A 16,898-nucleotide genomic window follows, 5' to 3' on the forward strand; every position below is an offset into this window, starting at 1 on the left:
ATGCAGGTATTTTATATTTTCTTTAAAAAGTCTCTTATGCTTCATCGCCGAAGTTTCTTTGCTGCTATGATGAGTTTCGGATTTCCTTTGGTTTTTTTCTTTCTGTTTGCTCTAAGTCCGAATGGTGAAAAAGAGATATTGGCAAGAATTGCTATTGTGGATCAAAGCAATGGTTCTCCTGAGTATGAGAGATTTGTTGACGCCGTTAAATATTTTCAAGGTGTTAAAGTATCAAATTTAAAAGATTTTGATGATGCTAAAATTAGTCGAAATCTTGATGAATATTCATATGTCGTTGTATTTAACGAGGGGGAGGATGTTGCTGTTGATGTTTATACCCACAAAGATAAATACAAATCGACTAAGCTAGTTTCTAATGCTATTGAACAATCATTCAATAGCATGCAGGGACTGCAATCCAAATTATCTGTTAATTATAATACTGTTGAATCTAAAAAAATAAGTCAGAAAGAGTTCGCCTTAGTAGGTGTTCTTGCTCTTGCTCTGCTCCAACTGGCTATGTACTCAACGGCGATGCCTCTTCTCCAAGAACGGGGGGAGGGAGTTATGAGAGTATTTAAGTTGCTTCCAATAAGCCCATTAACAATGTTTTTAGGTGATGTGTCGGCCAAAATTGTTATCGGTTTTGTTCAGGTGATAGTGTTACTTTTTTTAATGGTTTATATAGCCGATATTAGCTTGCCGGGCTCTATTGCCGGTTTGATTTTGGCTATATTTTCTTCCACCTTGGTAATGATCTCAATAGGGTATGCAATTGGGGGAGTTCTACCTAATCATCACATAGGCACCCATGTGATCACCTTTACCAACCTTTACATGCTGTTTATGGGTGAAATATTTACAACAGTTTCAAATATCGAAGTGCTACGACCATTTGTAATGATAAATCCAGTAGCATATGTTTCAAACTTACTCCGTGTTGTCATGTACTCATCAGAAGGGTTCCTTTCTGTACCGGGTTTGTTGGTTGGTATGCTTACTTTTGTTCTAGTTTCAATAATGCTTGTGGTTTGTTTCTTTAAATACGATACCAATAATCGTTAAGAGGGAAGGTTTGTGGAAAATAACGATAAAATATTAAAAATTACCTTAAGTTCTGGTGATAGAAAAAATGCACTTGATAATGTGATTGAGAGTGTAGTTCCAGTAATCTTAGGAAAGATTAATCCGGTAAATTGGTATTTCAATCGCTCATTATCTCCAGCTGGTTATGCAATAACTTTAACGGCAAAAATTGATGCCTATAAATTTACGGATGACGATATTGCAGTGTGTGAATTTGAGATTGACGAGTGTTTATCTGAAGCAATGCAAAAGCAAGATACGTATTTTACCGGTTTGGTTGATATAGATGTTCCTTCTGGGGTGGATCCTTCTGAATATTGCTCTGCTGGTGTGTCTATAGATGAATCGGAAAAATATGTGGAATTTGATAGTTTAGTTGGTGAAGACGTGCTAGAGCCTAGCCTGACTAGAGTATCTGTAGTATCACAGAAAATTATATCTGAAGAAAATGAGCATGGTCATTCTAGAAAAACTATTGCTCCTTATGTTATTCGAACGATTGCCAACAAGGTGGTTGGAGTAGAGGGTGCAAAAGAAAAGCTAAGTTCCATGGCGCTCAAAACATTGGCAAAAATCGAAAAAGACCAAGAAAAAGCGGCCTATATTTCTGAGCAGTTTACCCTTAAAGGCAAGACTCTTTTTACAATCAATAAAGAATCTAGTTACCTCTCAGAAGCAGAGAAGGATATTGTTAAAAATATTCGAGTATATGCAGACGAACTAGCCAGCCATATTAATATGAGCGACAACGCAATTGATTTCTGTTTTCCTGTAGTCATTGAGGCCCTAGTTAATCAACTTGGTTTTAATGTCTTGGATTTGGCCTACCTGTTAACTTTATCTAGCTTTGTTGAGTTTGAATAGATATGGAATATCCACAACCACATGACCTTATCGAAAAGTACCCATTTATGCGTCTAGTTGGCTCCGGTGGTGGTGTTGTTGGTGATCCTACCTGGAGAAATACTAACGACCCAGGAGCAATAGATATTCCGTTATGTACAGTACCTGTGGGGGAATTATCCCGTTGTTACTCAAACGTATCGACTATTTCGGGGAAGCATTTGGATTCCTATGCATTATGTGGTGTCGGCTGTGATCCTAACCAGGAAATTGCCTTGGTAAAAGCTGTAGCAGAATCATTAGAAAGATATGCCTCTTGTATTCTGCTACCCAGTGAAACAAAAATCGCTTCTGCAAACCAGTTAGGTGATACGGCTCTTGAATGGTCAAAATGGCCATCTTTTTCCCAATCAGAATTAAATGATCCATATAGTATCGTTCAAGCATTTAACCCAGCTAGACCAACTCGTTGGGTGAAGGGAGTCTCATTAACGGAGGGGCGTGAAATGTTTGTGCCCGCAGTAATGAGCCATTTGTTTCCAAGGCCGTTAAGCAAAGATTCATACTGGATTCAAATTTCCACCGGTGTTGCTGCTCATACAAATATAAAGAAAGCGATCGTTTCCGGTATTTTGGAAGTGATAGAAAGGGATATGACTTCATTGGTCTGGATGGGGCAACTCCCCCTAAAGGAAGTTTTAATTGATAAGACGGCACTGCCTTCGGATTGTAATGCCTATTTCAAAGCGCTAGAAGCTTCTCAGTTTGAGCTGAAGTTCTATGATGCGACAAGCGATATTGGTGTTCCAATTTTATATGGATTGGCGAGGAGGCCAAATCATCCATCAATGGCTAGTGTCGTTAGTTGTGCAGCTGATTTTGATAAATATGCAGCCTGTTCTTCAATTATTAGGGAAGTATCGGCAGCCTCTTATATGTTGGAGTACGCTCCAAGCGATCTTCCAGTCGATACAATGGACTTTAGACGGTTGGAAGACGGTTTGCGCTACTACGGATTGCCAAAAAACTCGAAAGACTTTGATTTTTTAACCAAAGGTAACGGAACAATTCTAATAGAAGAAGTGGCGACAGGTTTATCTCATGATATATATGGCGTCGAACAATATAAGCAACTTGATTATTCGAGCTTAGAGCTTGACTGGTTAATTAAAAAACTAAAGTCGAAAGGTATGGATCTTGTCGTTGTGGATCTTACAACTGATGATTTAGCTGCAGAGGGATTTTACGTTATTCGAGCGATAATACCTCAATTGATGCCTATGAGTACAGTGTCTAGGTCTCGCTATCTTGGTCATTCCAGATTATACGATTATTGTCGAGATTACAGAAAAATGGATTTTACGGAGGCAAATGTAAACCCATGTCCACAACCCTTTGCTTAGAAAAAAAAGGAGTAGTCGCGATCCATAATGGCGACTTTGGTAAGTCGTTTGCGGAGTATTTGATACAAAATGATGTTGATTTAACGTCATTTTGTATAAATCAATTGGAAGAAGCGTTAACACAAAATATTGATTATGCAATAGTCATCGTTGACTACATTGATTCATCTTCAATAGGGTTGGTCGAGAAAAGCCTTAAAAAGAAGGGGGTTCAGTGGACGTTGGTGTGGATGGATGGTTATCGGTGTCAAGTTGGGCCTGTGTTTGGCTTTAATGGAGAGGCTACCTTTGATTGTTTTGATCGAAGATTTCTATGTAATCCCATCGACGGTAGAAATATCGAGTATGAGTTAGCAATTAGAAATTATCATAAAAAGAAATGTGATCAGCGACCGGATACCTACAAGTCTCCGTCAATATATGCACTCATCAAAGGGAAACTTATGCAGCATATAGCTTCGCCAAGGGAGTATGCAGGATCTTATGTAAGTATCGACTGCTTGAATATGTTTTATCTTAAGCGACTTGTTGTTCCTTTACATGGAGTTGTTGAATCGCGCCGAGATACGGTTACGCGAATTAAAGCAGCATTGGCATAAAACAAAGATAAGCACTGATAATATGGCTATTGATACTGTAAGAAGCGATAAAATTTCTAATAAGTTTGATATCGACCCGGAATTGAAAAATCTATTACCCGTTTATCCAAGGTTAAGCCCAATGTGTTATTTGGTGCCTTTTGAATCAAATGGAGTGTTGATTTGTGGTGGTGTAAAACCAAGGTTAATACGAGGAGAAACGGTGATAAACACGTTGCCCTCTGTTCTCGTACACCTTGATGGAAGCAAAACAGTCGAGGAAATATGTAATTTAGTTGATGGGATAATCTCAAGAGACGTTGTTAAATCTGTTGTTTCCATTTTATTTGAATCTGCCCTTCTAGAAGATGGGGGGATTGATATCAATTCTACGGAATCTGATGAGAAACTTTTGTCTTTATCTGCATCGAAAACGGGAAGAATCTCTGGTAAAGAAGAGGCAAAGGCGAATATAAGATCTGCATTAGTTTTCCTTAATGATAGTATCATTAAAAAACCTTTATCTGAAAATTTGCAAAAAGAAGGCATACAAACAGTCGACATAATTGCGAGCGATGTGAATTTCCAGGTTATTTGTGAAAACTCAGTAAAAAATATCCACTTGAATCTTGAAGTGCCAACATTGTTTGTGTCTTTTTTGAAGGATAAAATTAGACTTGGCCCTTTGCTTATTCCTGGAAAAACAGAATCAATACAATCATATCTAGCCCGTGGGAATAGTGGATTTGCCGATTTCGATGAAAGTGAGTTGGAGTTCTGGGCAGGGTTTATTTCCAAAGTGGTATTTAAATACATTGCAAACATTCTTGATTTGAGGCTGGACGGCAGGTTTGTTGAATTTGACTTAGAATCACTATCCCATTTGTCAAGAGTTGAGCTTATTTATCCTGAAGATAATGTATCAATTGGCGATGATGAGATGTCGGCTCGTGATGTATTTCAGCACCATATCGACATTACTTTTCCCCCGTTGGAGTTTGATACTCCAAGAGCCCATCTGGGCCATTATTCGCCAAAGAATATGCAAGCTAGCTTAACTGCTACCGAGCCTCTTTATACTAATGAAAAAGTACAGATCTCCACTGATTTAAGTAGAAATTCTCGTCTATGGAATATTGTTCAATGTTTAAGATATGCGGTAGGTTACGATAAGGTTGGCGATCGTTTTAAACGAATCGCTCCCACCGGTGGTGCTCTTGGATCGACGGAAGCATTTTTGATTGCTTTCACGAATAGGGAAATAAATGCTGGGGTATATCGTTATACGCCAACGATTAATTCTCTCGAATATATTTCTGGCATTGCAGAAGGGGTAAAAACTGCCTTCTTGGAAAAGGCCTGCGAGAATTGTGATTATGCTATTGTGCTTTCCGGAAGGTTGAGAAAAGTCTTTAATAAATACCAGAAATTCGCAAAAAACATCATTCACTTGGATGCTGGGGTGGCTAGTGAATATATTAGAAATTCTCTGAGTCAAAAGGAAATTGATTTTAAAGAGCAGCCGGTGTTCAGTGAAATAGATGTTAGAAAACTATTGAAGATTGGACTCGACTCAAATCTGTATCAACCTTCAAATATATTTATTCTTTCTTGTGGTCGTGCCGAATTTGAAAATAATTCGGTGTGTGATGCTTTTTTGTTTAAAAATGCAGATTCTTCACGTGGAAAGTTAGATGCTGCTTATCCTAGGTGGAATGAAAGTGAATTTGTAAGTTTAGTTGAAAGTAGAAGGACTATACGAAGCTTTTCCAAGGAGAATGTGTCTTATGAGTGTCTTGAGTCGTTAGTTACGGATTTCTATTCTGTGAATCGATCTATCGATATTTCCACTAATTTAACTGTTAATCTTGAGCCATGGGTTGTTTTACGAAATGGTGTTGGGAAGTATCAGCCGGGCATCTATTCTTGTATATTGAAAGACGGTAAACCTGTTTTCTTATGCCTTAAGAAATTTAGTGAAAATGAAAGAAAGCATAAAATTATAAATCAGAAAACGCTTGATGAATCTCCTGTAAAGATATTAATCACTGGTGATTTGAAAGAGCATGTGTCTATCTACGGTGCCGTAGCTTATCGTTTAATGTTGTCAAGATGCGGATCCATAATCGCTAGGTTGTGGTTGAATTGTGTTTCACGCAATATGGCGTTTTCCCCTGCGGGAGGGGTTTTGAGGCCTGAACTCAAAAAACTATATGATCACAATTATATCGATAATTGTGTGTTTATATCAGCATGTCTAGGACATCTTTCGGAGTAGTATATGTATTCCAATACCGTATTAAAACTCAATACTAGAGTTAATGTGATAGAGGTGGATGCGGATAAGCTATGTTTGTATCGTGGTCCAACTGATTCTCGCCTTTTTTTTGAGGGGTTGTCCGTAAAATTAATTAATGCTTTGAAGGATGGGGCAACGAGAGATGAGCTTCTTTGCTTTTTGTCGGGTGCAGGTGATAGCGGAAGAAAGTTGGATAGCTTTATTTTAAAGCTGGAGGATTTTGGGTTTTTAAATACTTCAAAAAAATCATCGTCAAACAATCCGATCTATGTGTTCCCTAACCCGGATTCGATATCAAGAAATATTGCTGGGGTATTCAGGATAATGCCTGGTAGGTTGGTTTTGTTTTTGGCGTTGGTACTTGTATTTTTTTCCTCATGGTATTGCTTGGATAAAGTATCATTAAGCTACTATAGTTCTGAATCTCTTGTGGAAAGGTTTTCATACTGGGCGATTCTGCTTATTTTTTTTGTGTGGATTCCTATTCACGAAATGGGTCACGCGATTACCGCAAGTTATTTTGGTGTAAAAATTAATCAGGCTGGTGTTTTAATCGCAAACGGATATTTCCCGAATTTTAAATTTTTTATATCAACTCAAGAGTCAATTAAGCTAAAAGATCCTCTTAAGCAGTCGCTGATATCTTTGGCTGGTCCGATCACTGATTGTTTTTTGTTTGCGTCAACTCTTTTTGTGGCTAGTGTTTACTCTGGTAGCGTTTTAGGGGATGTTTTTTATACTTTATCAGTTTTCGCAATTTTAATCGTGTTAGTTAACCTAAATCCATTTTCTAATACCGATGGCGCAGCATTTTTCAAAAATATCTTGAATGAGAATAACCTGTTAACCAAATCACTTAGTTTGGGCTATTTTAAAGGAAAGGGTGGTAAGGCTGTTTTTCTTTATAGGATATATTGTGTTGTCTTTTTGGTTGTCGTTGTTAACCTAGCTGTTATAGGGTTTGATTTGACTGAAGAGATTGTTCAGATTTATATGCCAAAGCCTAACGTGACATTATAGGAAAGTCGATGAATAGTATTGCTTTGACCGTTCAATCATTAAGCTTGATTTTATTTAGACCTGATACTGTTTTTAATGATGTGGAAAGTAAAAAATTAAATACACTTATACCTTTGTTGGTTAGCTTTTCTTTATCTATATGGTTTGTTTTTTACTACTACAATACAGTGGATTTTAACTGGCTTGTGTCTGAGATGGCAATACGATACGGATATGCCCCAGAAGAAGCTTCGGATTACTTTAGCAAGAATGGAATGATCGGGTTCACAATTGTCTATCAGCTATTTATTAATTTTGTGGTGTTGATTCTTTATTCATTATATTTGTACTTTGTCTCAGTTATTTTCGGTGATACCAAAAAACAGTACTCAGATTGGTGGTCTCTATTAGTCTGGTCTTACTTTCCAAACGTGATATTGGTTCTTTCAATGATAACTTACTATTTATTGCAAGATTCAAATATGGTTTTCTACGAAAATCTAAACTTTATGAGCCTAAACGCATTGGTCACTGGATTTCCTGTTACGCATAAGTACGCGAACATCGCGACGACGCTAACGCCTTTTATATTTTGGAATCTCTTCCTTGTTTCGATTGGCGTCAGAAAGTGGTTGGATATTTCGTACGCAGCATCTTTTTTGATCGCTTTTTCACCAGCTTTGGTTGGTTACATAATTTGGTTTTTTGTGGCGTAGGACTAATTTGATGTATGTTCCATTATTTGAAGAGCTGACGACGTCTTTTTACGCTTGTAAATTACGTAATTCGGAATGTGTATGGATAAATAAACTATCCACACCAGCTTCTTATATTGAGAAAGGTAAACCATGGGAAGCCGAAACAATTAATAGGGATCTTGGTTATGCTATACCGGGGGAAGCCTTTCCAACTGAAAGTTTTATTCTATCAGACTTTAAAATTATGGAGGCTGAGTATTACGGAGGTCGAGGCCTTGAGCAGAACGGAGGAGGCGTGCGATGCGGTAATGCAAATGACCTGCAAGTAAAAGGTATAGGTAAAAATCCTTTAGCTGGTAAGTATACCGAAAAATGGCATTCTTATGGTGCTATGTCATTACGAGATGCTGTTTGTGAAGCTATATATTCTGAAATGCTAAATACCGTTCTTCCCTACGGAGCGGTTACCAGTTATGCGATTCTTAAAACTGGTGTTGATGTGGAATACCTAGACTATGGCGTTAGGAAAGTGATGCCGGGAGCATCTATAGTTAGAGATATTGCGATACGTCCCGCTCACTTCATGCGGAGTCCTTCATTTAAGCCTTATCCTGGTTTGGAACGGAAAGTGTTTCCTGAAGAGATAAGAACAAGGCTATCTGTTAATAGCTTATATGAGTACTTTAATTCCGGTGCTTTGGTTGAAGAGAATATTAAGAAATTCCTATCAGTAACCGCCGCTCAATTGGCATATGCAAAAATTATGAGAATTTCTCACGGAGCATTGGGGCCCTCCAATTTTACTCTAAGTGGCAAGTGGATCGATTTTGGAACCGTATCTACTCTGCCGAGCGGAGTAAACATAATGCTGGGAAAAGGGGGGATGCCATTCTATCGTGAGCCATATTCTACGGTAGAGGTTTTAAAGGAATTTGTCTATACAATCAATAAATATTCCATGTCTAACTTGGATTTTTATAAATTGGAAAGTTACTACTTCAAGGAATTTGAAAAGAAATCGTTTCATTATGCGGGTCGTGTTTTTGGTTTGGGAGAGGAAATGGTTCCGCATTTTGTCCTCTCGGCAGATTATCTTACTTTGTGCAAAAGACTATTGTCCCTGCTGAGTTCGGGTACTGAACTGATTTGTGAGGTTCCTGAAACATGGAGTGAATGCGATAAAATAAATGATTGGTTATATACCCTTTTTCAGTGTTTGCTCGATCGAAATGGAAGCTGTCAGAATACATACTCGAATGAGGTAAGTGCGTTATATAGGATATATAGAAAATGTCACTTAAAATTGCGTAATTCTAAGGTGTCATGGCGTGCATTTTTGACTGCCAGGGTTTTGATTACTCTAAAACAGGGATATTTGCAGAATTATTTCTTTAGGGGAAGAATTAATAACTATGTGTCGGAAAGTCTTCATTCCGGTTTAAGAATTCAAAAACTAGTGGACGAAACAATCAAGCAGGCTTCCTGGATATATGAGCAATCGACCCAGATTGTGACTATCTGTCAAACGGATACCGTACATATACGATACTACTTGGAAAGCGAAACATTTCAAATATTTAATCACTTGAATTACCACAAGGCGACATTTGGTTCCATAACAGAACTAGCTTATTGGTTGACAGAGAGCGGGGTATTAAATTGTTCCAGTTATGATTATCAACCATATCTTAACAAGGTAATAAGCCTATTACAGCGTATAGAAGAGCATGAAAAGGAATAATGAAATCAAATCAAGTTTGGGCGAAGTGTTTCTACTTCACGAGGCTTCGGGAATAGCGCTCAATGAGGTTAATCTGAAAACCATAAAGAACTCGATTAAAAACGACTGTTTCAAGTTTATTTATGGTCCTGAAGATACTTTGATAGGTTATGTGTCTTGGGCAAGTATCTCTAGATCGTCCTATAGAAAAATAAAAGTTGAAAAAATCGATTTGCAATATGATTATGAATGGAATGAAGGACCGATTTCATATGTTCAAAATATATTTATAATTAATGGATGGAGCCATTATGGTATTAACTTTCTGCATAAAGAGAGAAAATGTCATAAGTTACTGTTTTGGAAAAGAAAAGATCGTCAATACCTTGTTAAAAGAGTTAAAATCAGATCGTCGAACTTAAAGGAGTAAATTATATGAAAAACATGCAATCTAGTCGTCTAAAGAAAGGTACACAATGGGGTTTAATTGGGTTTGTCATAGGGATTGTGGGATTCATCGTGGGCTCATATTTTTCGCTTGGCGCTGAAAGTGATATTCCTATTCAGCATGCCGTTGTGGAGATGTCCGCAGATCCAATGGGATTTTTAATCGGGATAGTTGGTTTTATGATCGGCGGAACTGTGGCTGTTATTGCTTCAAAAAAAGAATAATCATTGTGTCATTAGATTAATAAAGTGAAATGGAAATTAATCGGTCTGAAAATGTTTGACGAAAATAATATAAGTGTCAAAAAGGAACTTTTAAACGAACTTAAACTGGAAGATACTGATCGGGACGATTCCTTAATTACGTCATGCAAGCCTTTGTATCAAAGTGGCCGATTTTGGACATCTGTATTGGTTTTTATTGCGGTACCTTCTTTTATTGGTTTTGCGTTTGCTATAGATAGACAAAAAAATGTTGAGACGTTGTATCCGGCTCAGGAGGTAGAAGAACGCATTAGTATTGATAAACCTAGCGGCCCGAATCTAGCTCCGAGAGATTCAACCGTTCTTCAAGCAAGCGGTTTTATTACTCCTCGAAGATATGCGACAGTTGCTTCGAAGTTCACCGCGAAGATTAAAAAGATCGTGGTAGAAGAGGGTGATTATGTTAATAAAGGCGATCCTTTGGCTTATTTAGAAGACAGTGATGCCAGATCTGAGTTGGAGTATGCCGAAGCCCAGCAAACCACACTAAAGGCAGTTTCAGAGCAACACTTGGCATTACTAAAGGAATCCTCGATTCAACTAAATAGAATCAAAAAGCTGATTGAAAAGGAACTAATCAGTGAGGCTCAGTACGATGAAGTAGTCGCACAATATGAAGCACAAAATGCTCGATATAAAGCGAGCTTGGCTGAAGTGGAATCTTCCAAAAGCCGTGTATCTCTCCAAAAGCAGTTGCTTTCTGATATGGTAATCAGAGCACCTTTCGGTGGTGTTGTAGTGGATAAAAATGCGCAACCGGGTGAAATCATATCTCCTGTTTCCTCTGCGGGTGGTTTCACTAGAACCGGAATTTGCAGCATTGTAGATATGTCTTCGTTGGAAATCGAAGTCGATATCAATGAGCTTTATGTCAGTAAAGTACAGCCTGGGCAACCGGTGGAGGCGTCATTAAGAGCCTATCCCGATTGGAGCTTAAAAGGAAAGGTGATTACTATCGTACCAACCGCAGACAGGCAGAAAGCTACTGTTCGGGTTCGAATAAGCCTTCTCGAAAAAGATCCGAGAATAATGCCTGATATGGGAGTTAAAGTTAGTTTTTTGGATCATAAAAACGCTGGATAATCATTAAAAGTACGGAAGTTTTAGCAGATGGTACTTCCATTTATAGTTGAAGCATAGCCAGGTAGATAATAGATACATATTTGGCATTGAAATATATTGGTGAGATTAAGACATGTCTTCAGGCCCTGTTATTAAATTGAGCAACGTCAGTAAAAGTTTTAAAAAAGGAAGTCAACAGGTTAATGTGCTTTCTGACTGTGAGCTAGAAATTTATAAAGGTGATTTTGTTGCTCTAATGGGACCTTCTGGATCAGGTAAGTCTACTCTACTAAATTTAATTGGGGGGTTGGATAAACCGGACTCGGGTTGCGTGCAAATAGATGGTATGAATATTGAAACTTTGACTCCGAATGAGCTTTCAAAATGGCGTGCGCGAAAAATCGGTTTTATATTTCAGTTTTATAATCTTGTTCCTGTATTAAATGCCCAAATGAATGTGGAACTACCATTGTTGCTCACTAATCTCACTTCAAAAGAAAGAAAACGTAGAGCAAAGATCGCACTTTCAATAGTGGGGCTGTCTGACAGAGAGAAACACTTTCCAAAAGAGTTATCCGGTGGACAACAACAAAGAACTGCTATTGCAAGAGCATTTGTGACAGACCCTGAATTACTATTATGTGACGAGCCAACTGGTGATCTAGATGAAGAGTCTGCGCTTGAAATATTGGAGTTGCTAAAGTTTTTAAATTCCGAACAAGGAAAAACTGTGATTATGGTAACACATGATCCAAAAGCAGCATCATATGCAAAGAAAACATTACATATGACGAAAGGTGGGTTTATTTTAAACAGAACGGAAGTGGCATGAACTACTGGATTTTGTTATACAAAAACATTACTAGGAATCGTTTAAGAAGTACCCTTTCTTTCTGTTCAGTTGTAATCGCTTTTTTACTTTTTGGCTTGTTAGGGGCGCTAAATTCTGCATTTAATTCAGGTTCTGAACTTGCCGACAACTACCGTTTAGTTGTGTCGAGTAAGTCATCTATGATGAAACTCCTGCCTGTTAGTTACGTTGATTCTATAGATCGTATTGAGGGTGTAGATGCAGTTTCGCATCAATCTTGGTTTGGCGGTTATTACAAGACCCCTCGCAATAGTTTTGCTCAGTTTCCAGTTGATATTGACCGTTACTTATCTGTTTATCCGGAAACAAAAATTCCACCGGAGCAACTAGAAAGATTTAAAGCAAATCGCATCGGTGCTGCAGTTGGTGAGAAAATCGCCGATAAATATAATTGGAAGCTGGGTGACAAAATATCGTTAACAAGTGCAATTTATTCAACTCGCGGAGATTTTACCTGGGAGTTTGATGTTGAAGCAATTTTCCCAAGCAGTGAGAAAGGTGGGGGGCAATTAATGTTGTTCCATTATGACTACTTTGATGGCGCAAGAGACTTTGCTAGAGGCGAGGTTGGCTGGTTAGGCGTTAGGCTTGGCCATTCAAAAAATGCATCCTTAGTTGCTACGCTAATCGATAGCCGTTTTGGGAACTCTAGTACGGAAACAAAAACAAGCACAGAAAAAGCTTTTGGGGAAGCATATTTAAAGCAATTTGGCGATGTGGGGTTTGTAACAAAGATAATTCTTTCAGCAGTATTTTTCACAATGATGTTGATTACCGGGAGCTCAATATCTCAATCTGTTCGTGAACGCATGTCTGAAATTGCTCTATTTAAAACAATAGGTTTTTCGGACTTTTCGATTGTTGGCTTAGTCTTAATGGAGACACTAGTAGTTTCTACAGCGGGTTATCTGGTTGGAATGGCGAGTGCATACGGCTTAACAGAATTACAACTTGTTAAAGACTCTCTACCAAATTTTTCTATAGGTACGGAGAATTGGTTTTTTGCACTATTTATAAGCTTGATTTTTGGTGTGGTTTCGGGTGTTGCTCCAAGCTTAACGATACTAAAGTCAAATGTTGCTTTGACGTTAAGACGGAATTACTAAGGTTTTGATATTATGCTTAAGGAAATTACATCTTTAACCCGAATCAATTTACTCGGAGCAAAAAGAAGGTGGCCGTCATCCTTAGTGGCCATTTTGGGTATAGCTTTTGTTGTAAGCGTTTTTGTGTCAACTCTTGCTTTGGTTAATGGTTATAAGAAATCTATGTCAAGTGCCGCATCTGACGAAACAATAATTATTTTAAGAGATGGCGCGAACTCTGAAGTGAGTAGTAGTCTTTCTAGTGAACAAATTGAAATTCTATCTAATACTTCTATTGTAAAACGCGATGCAACTGGACAACCTTTGGTATCTCCTGAATTTTATGTTGTGGTTAATATTCCTGGTGACAAACCGGAGGAAATATCTAGTTTGCCACTTAGAGGTGTGGGTAAAAATGCGGTATCGGTGAGAGATAACTTTAAACTTGTTAAAGGCCGGTTTTTCGAGCAAGGAAAACGTGAAATTATTGTAGGAAGATCATCATACGAAAAGTTTTCTGGTTTAAAGATAGGTGACGCCTTAAAGTTGGATGGTAACAGTTGGAAAATAGTCGGCGTTTTTGAATCGAAGCGTAGCGTCTTAGAATCGGAAATGTGGTCCGATGTTCATACTCTTCAACAAGAGTATAACCGTAGCAATTATTATCAGTCATTGAGGGCAAAATTAAACTCTAGCTCAGATATAAATGCACTTAAAGAGTATATACAACAAGATCCGAGGTTAAAGGTTAAGGTGGAAAGTGAAAAGGACTACCTTGAAAAACAGTCCAAAGGCCTGTCCATGTTTATTAATACAATCGGATACCCTATAGTTATATTAATGGCTATTGGTTCTGCGTTTGGTGCAATTAATACAATGTATTCGTCGGTCGATGCGAAGAAGCATGAAATAGCAACTATAAGAGCAATGGGTTTTTTGCCTTTTTCCATCGTAGTATCTATCTTAATTGAATCCCTGGTTTTAGCTTTGATTGGTGGGCTGGTTGGGGCTTCAATAATAATAGTAACCTTGGGGGGATATAGCGTATCTACGTTAAGCGGATCCACTCTGAGTCAAGTGGTTTTTGATTTCGACGTATCACCTGAGATCTTTCTTACTGGTCTAATCTGTGCTGTAGTAATAGGCATGATTTCTGGTTTGTTTCCTGCTCTAAAAGCGGTAAGGGTAAACGTAGCTGTTGCGTTAAAACGAGCTTAAGTCATAGTTTCCTGTGTACCGATAAATAAGCGGATGATGGAGCTAAGAATATGTATAAACGCTATCCTCATGCAGTCTATATTATTCAATACTCAGTTCGGTTGTAGTGCGATATTTAGCGATTTAATCGCCGGGGAGGAATAAATATTGAGCGGCAAAGTTATTATTGTAGTGCTAAAAAGCATTTATTTGAGAGTATCTGCTTTATGGTTTTAAAGGAGAGTGGGGCATCAATAACGCGAAGGGGAAGAAAATATAAAGAAATTTTATTTTTTATACGCTGACCGCGGTATTCGGCCGCGGTCAGCGTTTTCCTCAAACTTACTTATTCAATCTTTTCCTCGTTAGACCAAACGCAATCAAGCCAAGAGTAAAGAGAGACAGGTTCGGGGACATTGACTAGGTTTCCAGGCCGAATTCTGAACGTTAAATCACTTTGTGAAGACGGACTGCCGGAGTAATAAGTCGTGCCTTCAGCGTAGTCGTTATATGTTCGTCTCACGCCCCTCTGAGCTGTATTGTTAGTCAGGCCAATTGTGTAATTCGAACCCAGGTCAAACAAAAGGGAGCTTACATCCAAATCCACCCAGCCAATGTAGTTGTGAGTTAAGTTTATTTCGCTGCTCGTAAGAAGCGCATCGGATGAAAAATCCCCCACACCAGAGTACAAGCTCATAGTTATAGTTAGATCATTGTACCATTGATTGTAGTTGACAATGTATATGCCAACACTACCTATGTCAGTATCGGTGGCGTTAAAACTTTGACCTACTGGGCTGGCATATTGAATTTGAATAGAACCACTGTAGCTATCGTTGTTTTCTATAAGTAAGGCTTGTGTGCTAACGGAACAAATTGATGCAAAAATAAAAGTTAACACGCTGAAATATTTAGATAAGTTTTTCATATCTAGTAAAATGTCCTTTTTGACCTTTATAATTTGGAGATTCAAAGCGGTTTTTAGCAATCTATATGCCATAAGTGGATGTTAAATGTTTTATCTCTAAGCTATTGTTTTTAAAGGGTATTATTTTTATTCTATTGGTTGGTCTGGTTGCGTAATCCTGTAAATTATACCGACATGAGTTGGAGAGAAAGCGCAATCGTCAGTGCTGAAAGATAAATTTAGCAGGAAGGATAATTGAGCGATGAATATGTGCAAGGGCTACCGTTTTTCTGCCGAGATTATCTAACGTACAGTTTGGCTATAACATCATTTCAATCTTAGTCATCGTGCTATTGAGGATTTGAAGGTGAGCTACGATGCAGTGCAATAAGTCTGGAACGAAAAACACGAGCCTGATTAAACGTAAGTAAGCTGGTTTTGAGGTCAATAATTATACTGATGAAGATTTTTAAAAATCAAAAGAAAGCAGTGCTACCTGTGGCGTGAAGTGGATTAGAACAGTGATATGGTTGATATTTTATGCAGCTTTGTAGTTGTAGAGCTAGTAAGGCTGTAATACTGTTTTGAATAAGGTGATCGAAGCTATCTGTGGTGAGCAGCGATACCAGAGCTTATTCGCGACATGAGTTCGTACGCGAATAATAGAACGAAGCTTTCGCATTACCGGAACTTAAGGCAGGATGTCTTGCGTCTTGGAAAAATGCAGCAGTGATACACTATATAAGACATTGATATTGTGAAGCTAAAAAGCGTTAATCTGATAGTATTTGTTGTGGGAAGATCTGATAAGAGGGTATATGAACGATTCATTTAAGGTTATCTTTTCAGGAGAAGTGGCCGAAGGCTATTTGCGCAAGGACGTGCAAGTCAACTTACAAAAAGCAATGAGAGCCTCACCAGAGCAGATCAAACGGTTATTCTCTGGCAAAAGCATACAAATAAAAAAGAACTTATCTAAGCAAGCTGCGGAATCATTTGTTAGAAAACTTGCGGACTTGGGTGTGGTTGCGAAAATCGCCGTTGAGGTAACATCAACCTCTTCATCTAAAACCGGTTCAGCCCCTCCTGCGAAGGCCAAATCTAGCGGCATAGATAGGTTGTCCCTCGTGGCTAAAGAGCCAGACAATACGCCAAAGAGTATTCCTGATCAGGAAGAGATGCCTTCAGACGCGGCTATTCTTAGGGAGAAAATGAGGAACTTAAATGTGAGGCAATATGCTCCTCGAACCTCTTTTCAGTATATTGCTCCTCGATTAAAAGACTTTCTTTGCGTTTTTTTGGGTGTGGCTCTTGTGCTAACTTTTTCACCTTATCCGGATGGAACCATTAAACGGGGAGCGTTGCTAGGCTTTGTTTTGATCTCTGTTGGTGTATTTTTCTTTTTGAGAAGAGGGAGGGACTAAAAGATGAGGATGGAA

Annotated in this window: 15 protein-coding genes; 14 read left to right on the forward strand and 1 reads right to left on the reverse strand. The window is 38.3% G+C overall.

Annotated features, from left to right (window positions below; genetic code table 11):
- From P5V12_RS08930 to P5V12_RS08990, 13 genes are all read left to right on the forward strand, one after another.
- On the forward strand, positions 1 to 1,065 hold the full coding sequence (locus P5V12_RS08930; RefSeq protein ID WP_316957005.1) for an ABC transporter permease: 1,065 nt from the start codon (positions 1 to 3) through the stop codon (positions 1,063 to 1,065).
- A gap of 12 nt (positions 1,066 to 1,077) precedes the next feature.
- Positions 1,078 to 1,950 carry a hypothetical protein gene (locus P5V12_RS08935; RefSeq protein ID WP_316957006.1) on the forward strand — a complete coding sequence of 291 codons (873 nt, stop codon included), beginning with the start codon at positions 1,078 to 1,080 and terminating at the stop codon, positions 1,948 to 1,950.
- A gap of 2 nt (positions 1,951 to 1,952) precedes the next feature.
- Entirely contained in the window at positions 1,953 to 3,332 is a 1,380-nt protein-coding gene (locus P5V12_RS08940) for a YcaO-like family protein (RefSeq protein WP_316957007.1), read from the forward strand.
- Positions 3,311 to 3,931 (forward strand): hypothetical protein, encoded by a 621-nt coding sequence (locus P5V12_RS08945; protein WP_316957008.1) that lies wholly within the window; start codon positions 3,311 to 3,313, stop codon positions 3,929 to 3,931. The genes P5V12_RS08940 and P5V12_RS08945 overlap by 22 nt, the downstream gene beginning before the upstream one ends.
- A 22-nt stretch (positions 3,932 to 3,953) precedes the next feature.
- Positions 3,954 to 6,188: a nitroreductase family protein gene (locus P5V12_RS08950; RefSeq protein ID WP_316957009.1), complete on the forward strand. Its 2,235-nt coding sequence runs from the start codon at positions 3,954 to 3,956 to the stop codon at positions 6,186 to 6,188.
- Positions 6,189 to 6,191: 3 nt separating this feature from the next.
- Complete coding sequence (locus P5V12_RS08955) at positions 6,192 to 7,229, forward strand: site-2 protease family protein (protein WP_316957010.1); 1,038 nt, start codon at positions 6,192 to 6,194, stop codon at positions 7,227 to 7,229.
- 8 nt (positions 7,230 to 7,237) lie between these two features.
- Positions 7,238 to 7,924 (forward strand): YIP1 family protein, encoded by a 687-nt coding sequence (locus P5V12_RS08960; protein ID WP_316957011.1) that lies wholly within the window; start codon positions 7,238 to 7,240, stop codon positions 7,922 to 7,924.
- Between the two features lie 10 nt (positions 7,925 to 7,934).
- Positions 7,935 to 9,647: a hypothetical protein gene (locus P5V12_RS08965; protein ID WP_316957012.1), complete on the forward strand. Its 1,713-nt coding sequence runs from the start codon at positions 7,935 to 7,937 to the stop codon at positions 9,645 to 9,647.
- A gap of 414 nt (positions 9,648 to 10,061) precedes the next feature.
- Positions 10,062 to 10,298: a hypothetical protein gene (locus P5V12_RS08970; RefSeq protein ID WP_316957013.1), complete on the forward strand. Its 237-nt coding sequence runs from the start codon at positions 10,062 to 10,064 to the stop codon at positions 10,296 to 10,298.
- A gap of 24 nt (positions 10,299 to 10,322) precedes the next feature.
- The gene (locus P5V12_RS08975; RefSeq protein WP_316957014.1) at positions 10,323 to 11,420 is read left to right on the forward strand and encodes an efflux RND transporter periplasmic adaptor subunit; all 1,098 of its coding nucleotides are present in this window, start codon (positions 10,323 to 10,325) and stop codon (positions 11,418 to 11,420) included.
- Positions 11,421 to 11,532: 112 nt separating this feature from the next.
- Positions 11,533 to 12,231 carry an ABC transporter ATP-binding protein gene (locus tag P5V12_RS08980; RefSeq protein ID WP_316957015.1) on the forward strand — a complete coding sequence of 233 codons (699 nt, stop codon included), beginning with the start codon at positions 11,533 to 11,535 and terminating at the stop codon, positions 12,229 to 12,231.
- Complete coding sequence (locus P5V12_RS08985) at positions 12,228 to 13,376, forward strand: ABC transporter permease (RefSeq protein ID WP_316957016.1); 1,149 nt, start codon at positions 12,228 to 12,230, stop codon at positions 13,374 to 13,376. Before P5V12_RS08980 ends, P5V12_RS08985 begins: the two co-directional genes overlap by 4 nt.
- Positions 13,377 to 13,388: 12 nt before the next feature.
- The gene (locus P5V12_RS08990; RefSeq protein ID WP_316957017.1) at positions 13,389 to 14,573 is read left to right on the forward strand and encodes an ABC transporter permease; all 1,185 of its coding nucleotides are present in this window, start codon (positions 13,389 to 13,391) and stop codon (positions 14,571 to 14,573) included.
- Between the two features lie 325 nt (positions 14,574 to 14,898).
- On the opposite strand, the gene P5V12_RS08995 is transcribed toward P5V12_RS08990, so the two are convergent.
- The gene (locus P5V12_RS08995) at positions 14,899 to 15,480 is read right to left on the reverse strand and encodes a hypothetical protein (protein WP_316957018.1); all 582 of its coding nucleotides are present in this window, start codon (positions 15,478 to 15,480) and stop codon (positions 14,899 to 14,901) included.
- A 797-nt stretch (positions 15,481 to 16,277) separates the two neighbouring features.
- Here P5V12_RS08995 and P5V12_RS09000 point away from each other — a divergent pair.
- Positions 16,278 to 16,883 carry a hypothetical protein gene (locus P5V12_RS09000; protein WP_316957019.1) on the forward strand — a complete coding sequence of 202 codons (606 nt, stop codon included), beginning with the start codon at positions 16,278 to 16,280 and terminating at the stop codon, positions 16,881 to 16,883.
- Positions 16,884 to 16,898: the final 15 nt, after the last annotated feature.

Origin of the sequence: Teredinibacter sp. KSP-S5-2 (genome assembly GCF_032773895.1) — a bacterium.
Lineage (GTDB): Bacteria > Pseudomonadota > Gammaproteobacteria > Pseudomonadales > Cellvibrionaceae.

What these genes read in the sequence shown, in the direction of transcription:
- P5V12_RS08995 (WP_316957018.1), bottom strand. Translation starts at nt 15,480, where the DNA reads ATGAAAAACTTATCTAAATATTTCAGCGTGTTAACTTTTATTTTTGCA.
- P5V12_RS08955 (WP_316957010.1), top strand. Translation starts at nt 6,192, where the DNA reads ATGTATTCCAATACCGTATTAAAACTCAATACTAGAGTTAATGTGATA.
- P5V12_RS09000 (WP_316957019.1), top strand. Translation starts at nt 16,278, where the DNA reads ATGAACGATTCATTTAAGGTTATCTTTTCAGGAGAAGTGGCCGAAGGC.
- P5V12_RS08945 (WP_316957008.1), top strand. Translation starts at nt 3,311, where the DNA reads ATGTCCACAACCCTTTGCTTAGAAAAAAAAGGAGTAGTCGCGATCCAT.
- P5V12_RS08980 (WP_316957015.1), top strand. Translation starts at nt 11,533, where the DNA reads ATGTCTTCAGGCCCTGTTATTAAATTGAGCAACGTCAGTAAAAGTTTT.
- P5V12_RS08965 (WP_316957012.1), top strand. Translation starts at nt 7,935, where the DNA reads ATGTATGTTCCATTATTTGAAGAGCTGACGACGTCTTTTTACGCTTGT.
- P5V12_RS08990 (WP_316957017.1), top strand. Translation starts at nt 13,389, where the DNA reads ATGCTTAAGGAAATTACATCTTTAACCCGAATCAATTTACTCGGAGCA.
- P5V12_RS08970 (WP_316957013.1), top strand. Translation starts at nt 10,062, where the DNA reads ATGAAAAACATGCAATCTAGTCGTCTAAAGAAAGGTACACAATGGGGT.
- P5V12_RS08930 (WP_316957005.1), top strand. Translation starts at nt 1, where the DNA reads ATGCAGGTATTTTATATTTTCTTTAAAAAGTCTCTTATGCTTCATCGC.
- P5V12_RS08940 (WP_316957007.1), top strand. Translation starts at nt 1,953, where the DNA reads ATGGAATATCCACAACCACATGACCTTATCGAAAAGTACCCATTTATG.
- P5V12_RS08950 (WP_316957009.1), top strand. Translation starts at nt 3,954, where the DNA reads ATGGCTATTGATACTGTAAGAAGCGATAAAATTTCTAATAAGTTTGAT.
- P5V12_RS08985 (WP_316957016.1), top strand. Translation starts at nt 12,228, where the DNA reads ATGAACTACTGGATTTTGTTATACAAAAACATTACTAGGAATCGTTTA.
- P5V12_RS08960 (WP_316957011.1), top strand. Translation starts at nt 7,238, where the DNA reads ATGAATAGTATTGCTTTGACCGTTCAATCATTAAGCTTGATTTTATTT.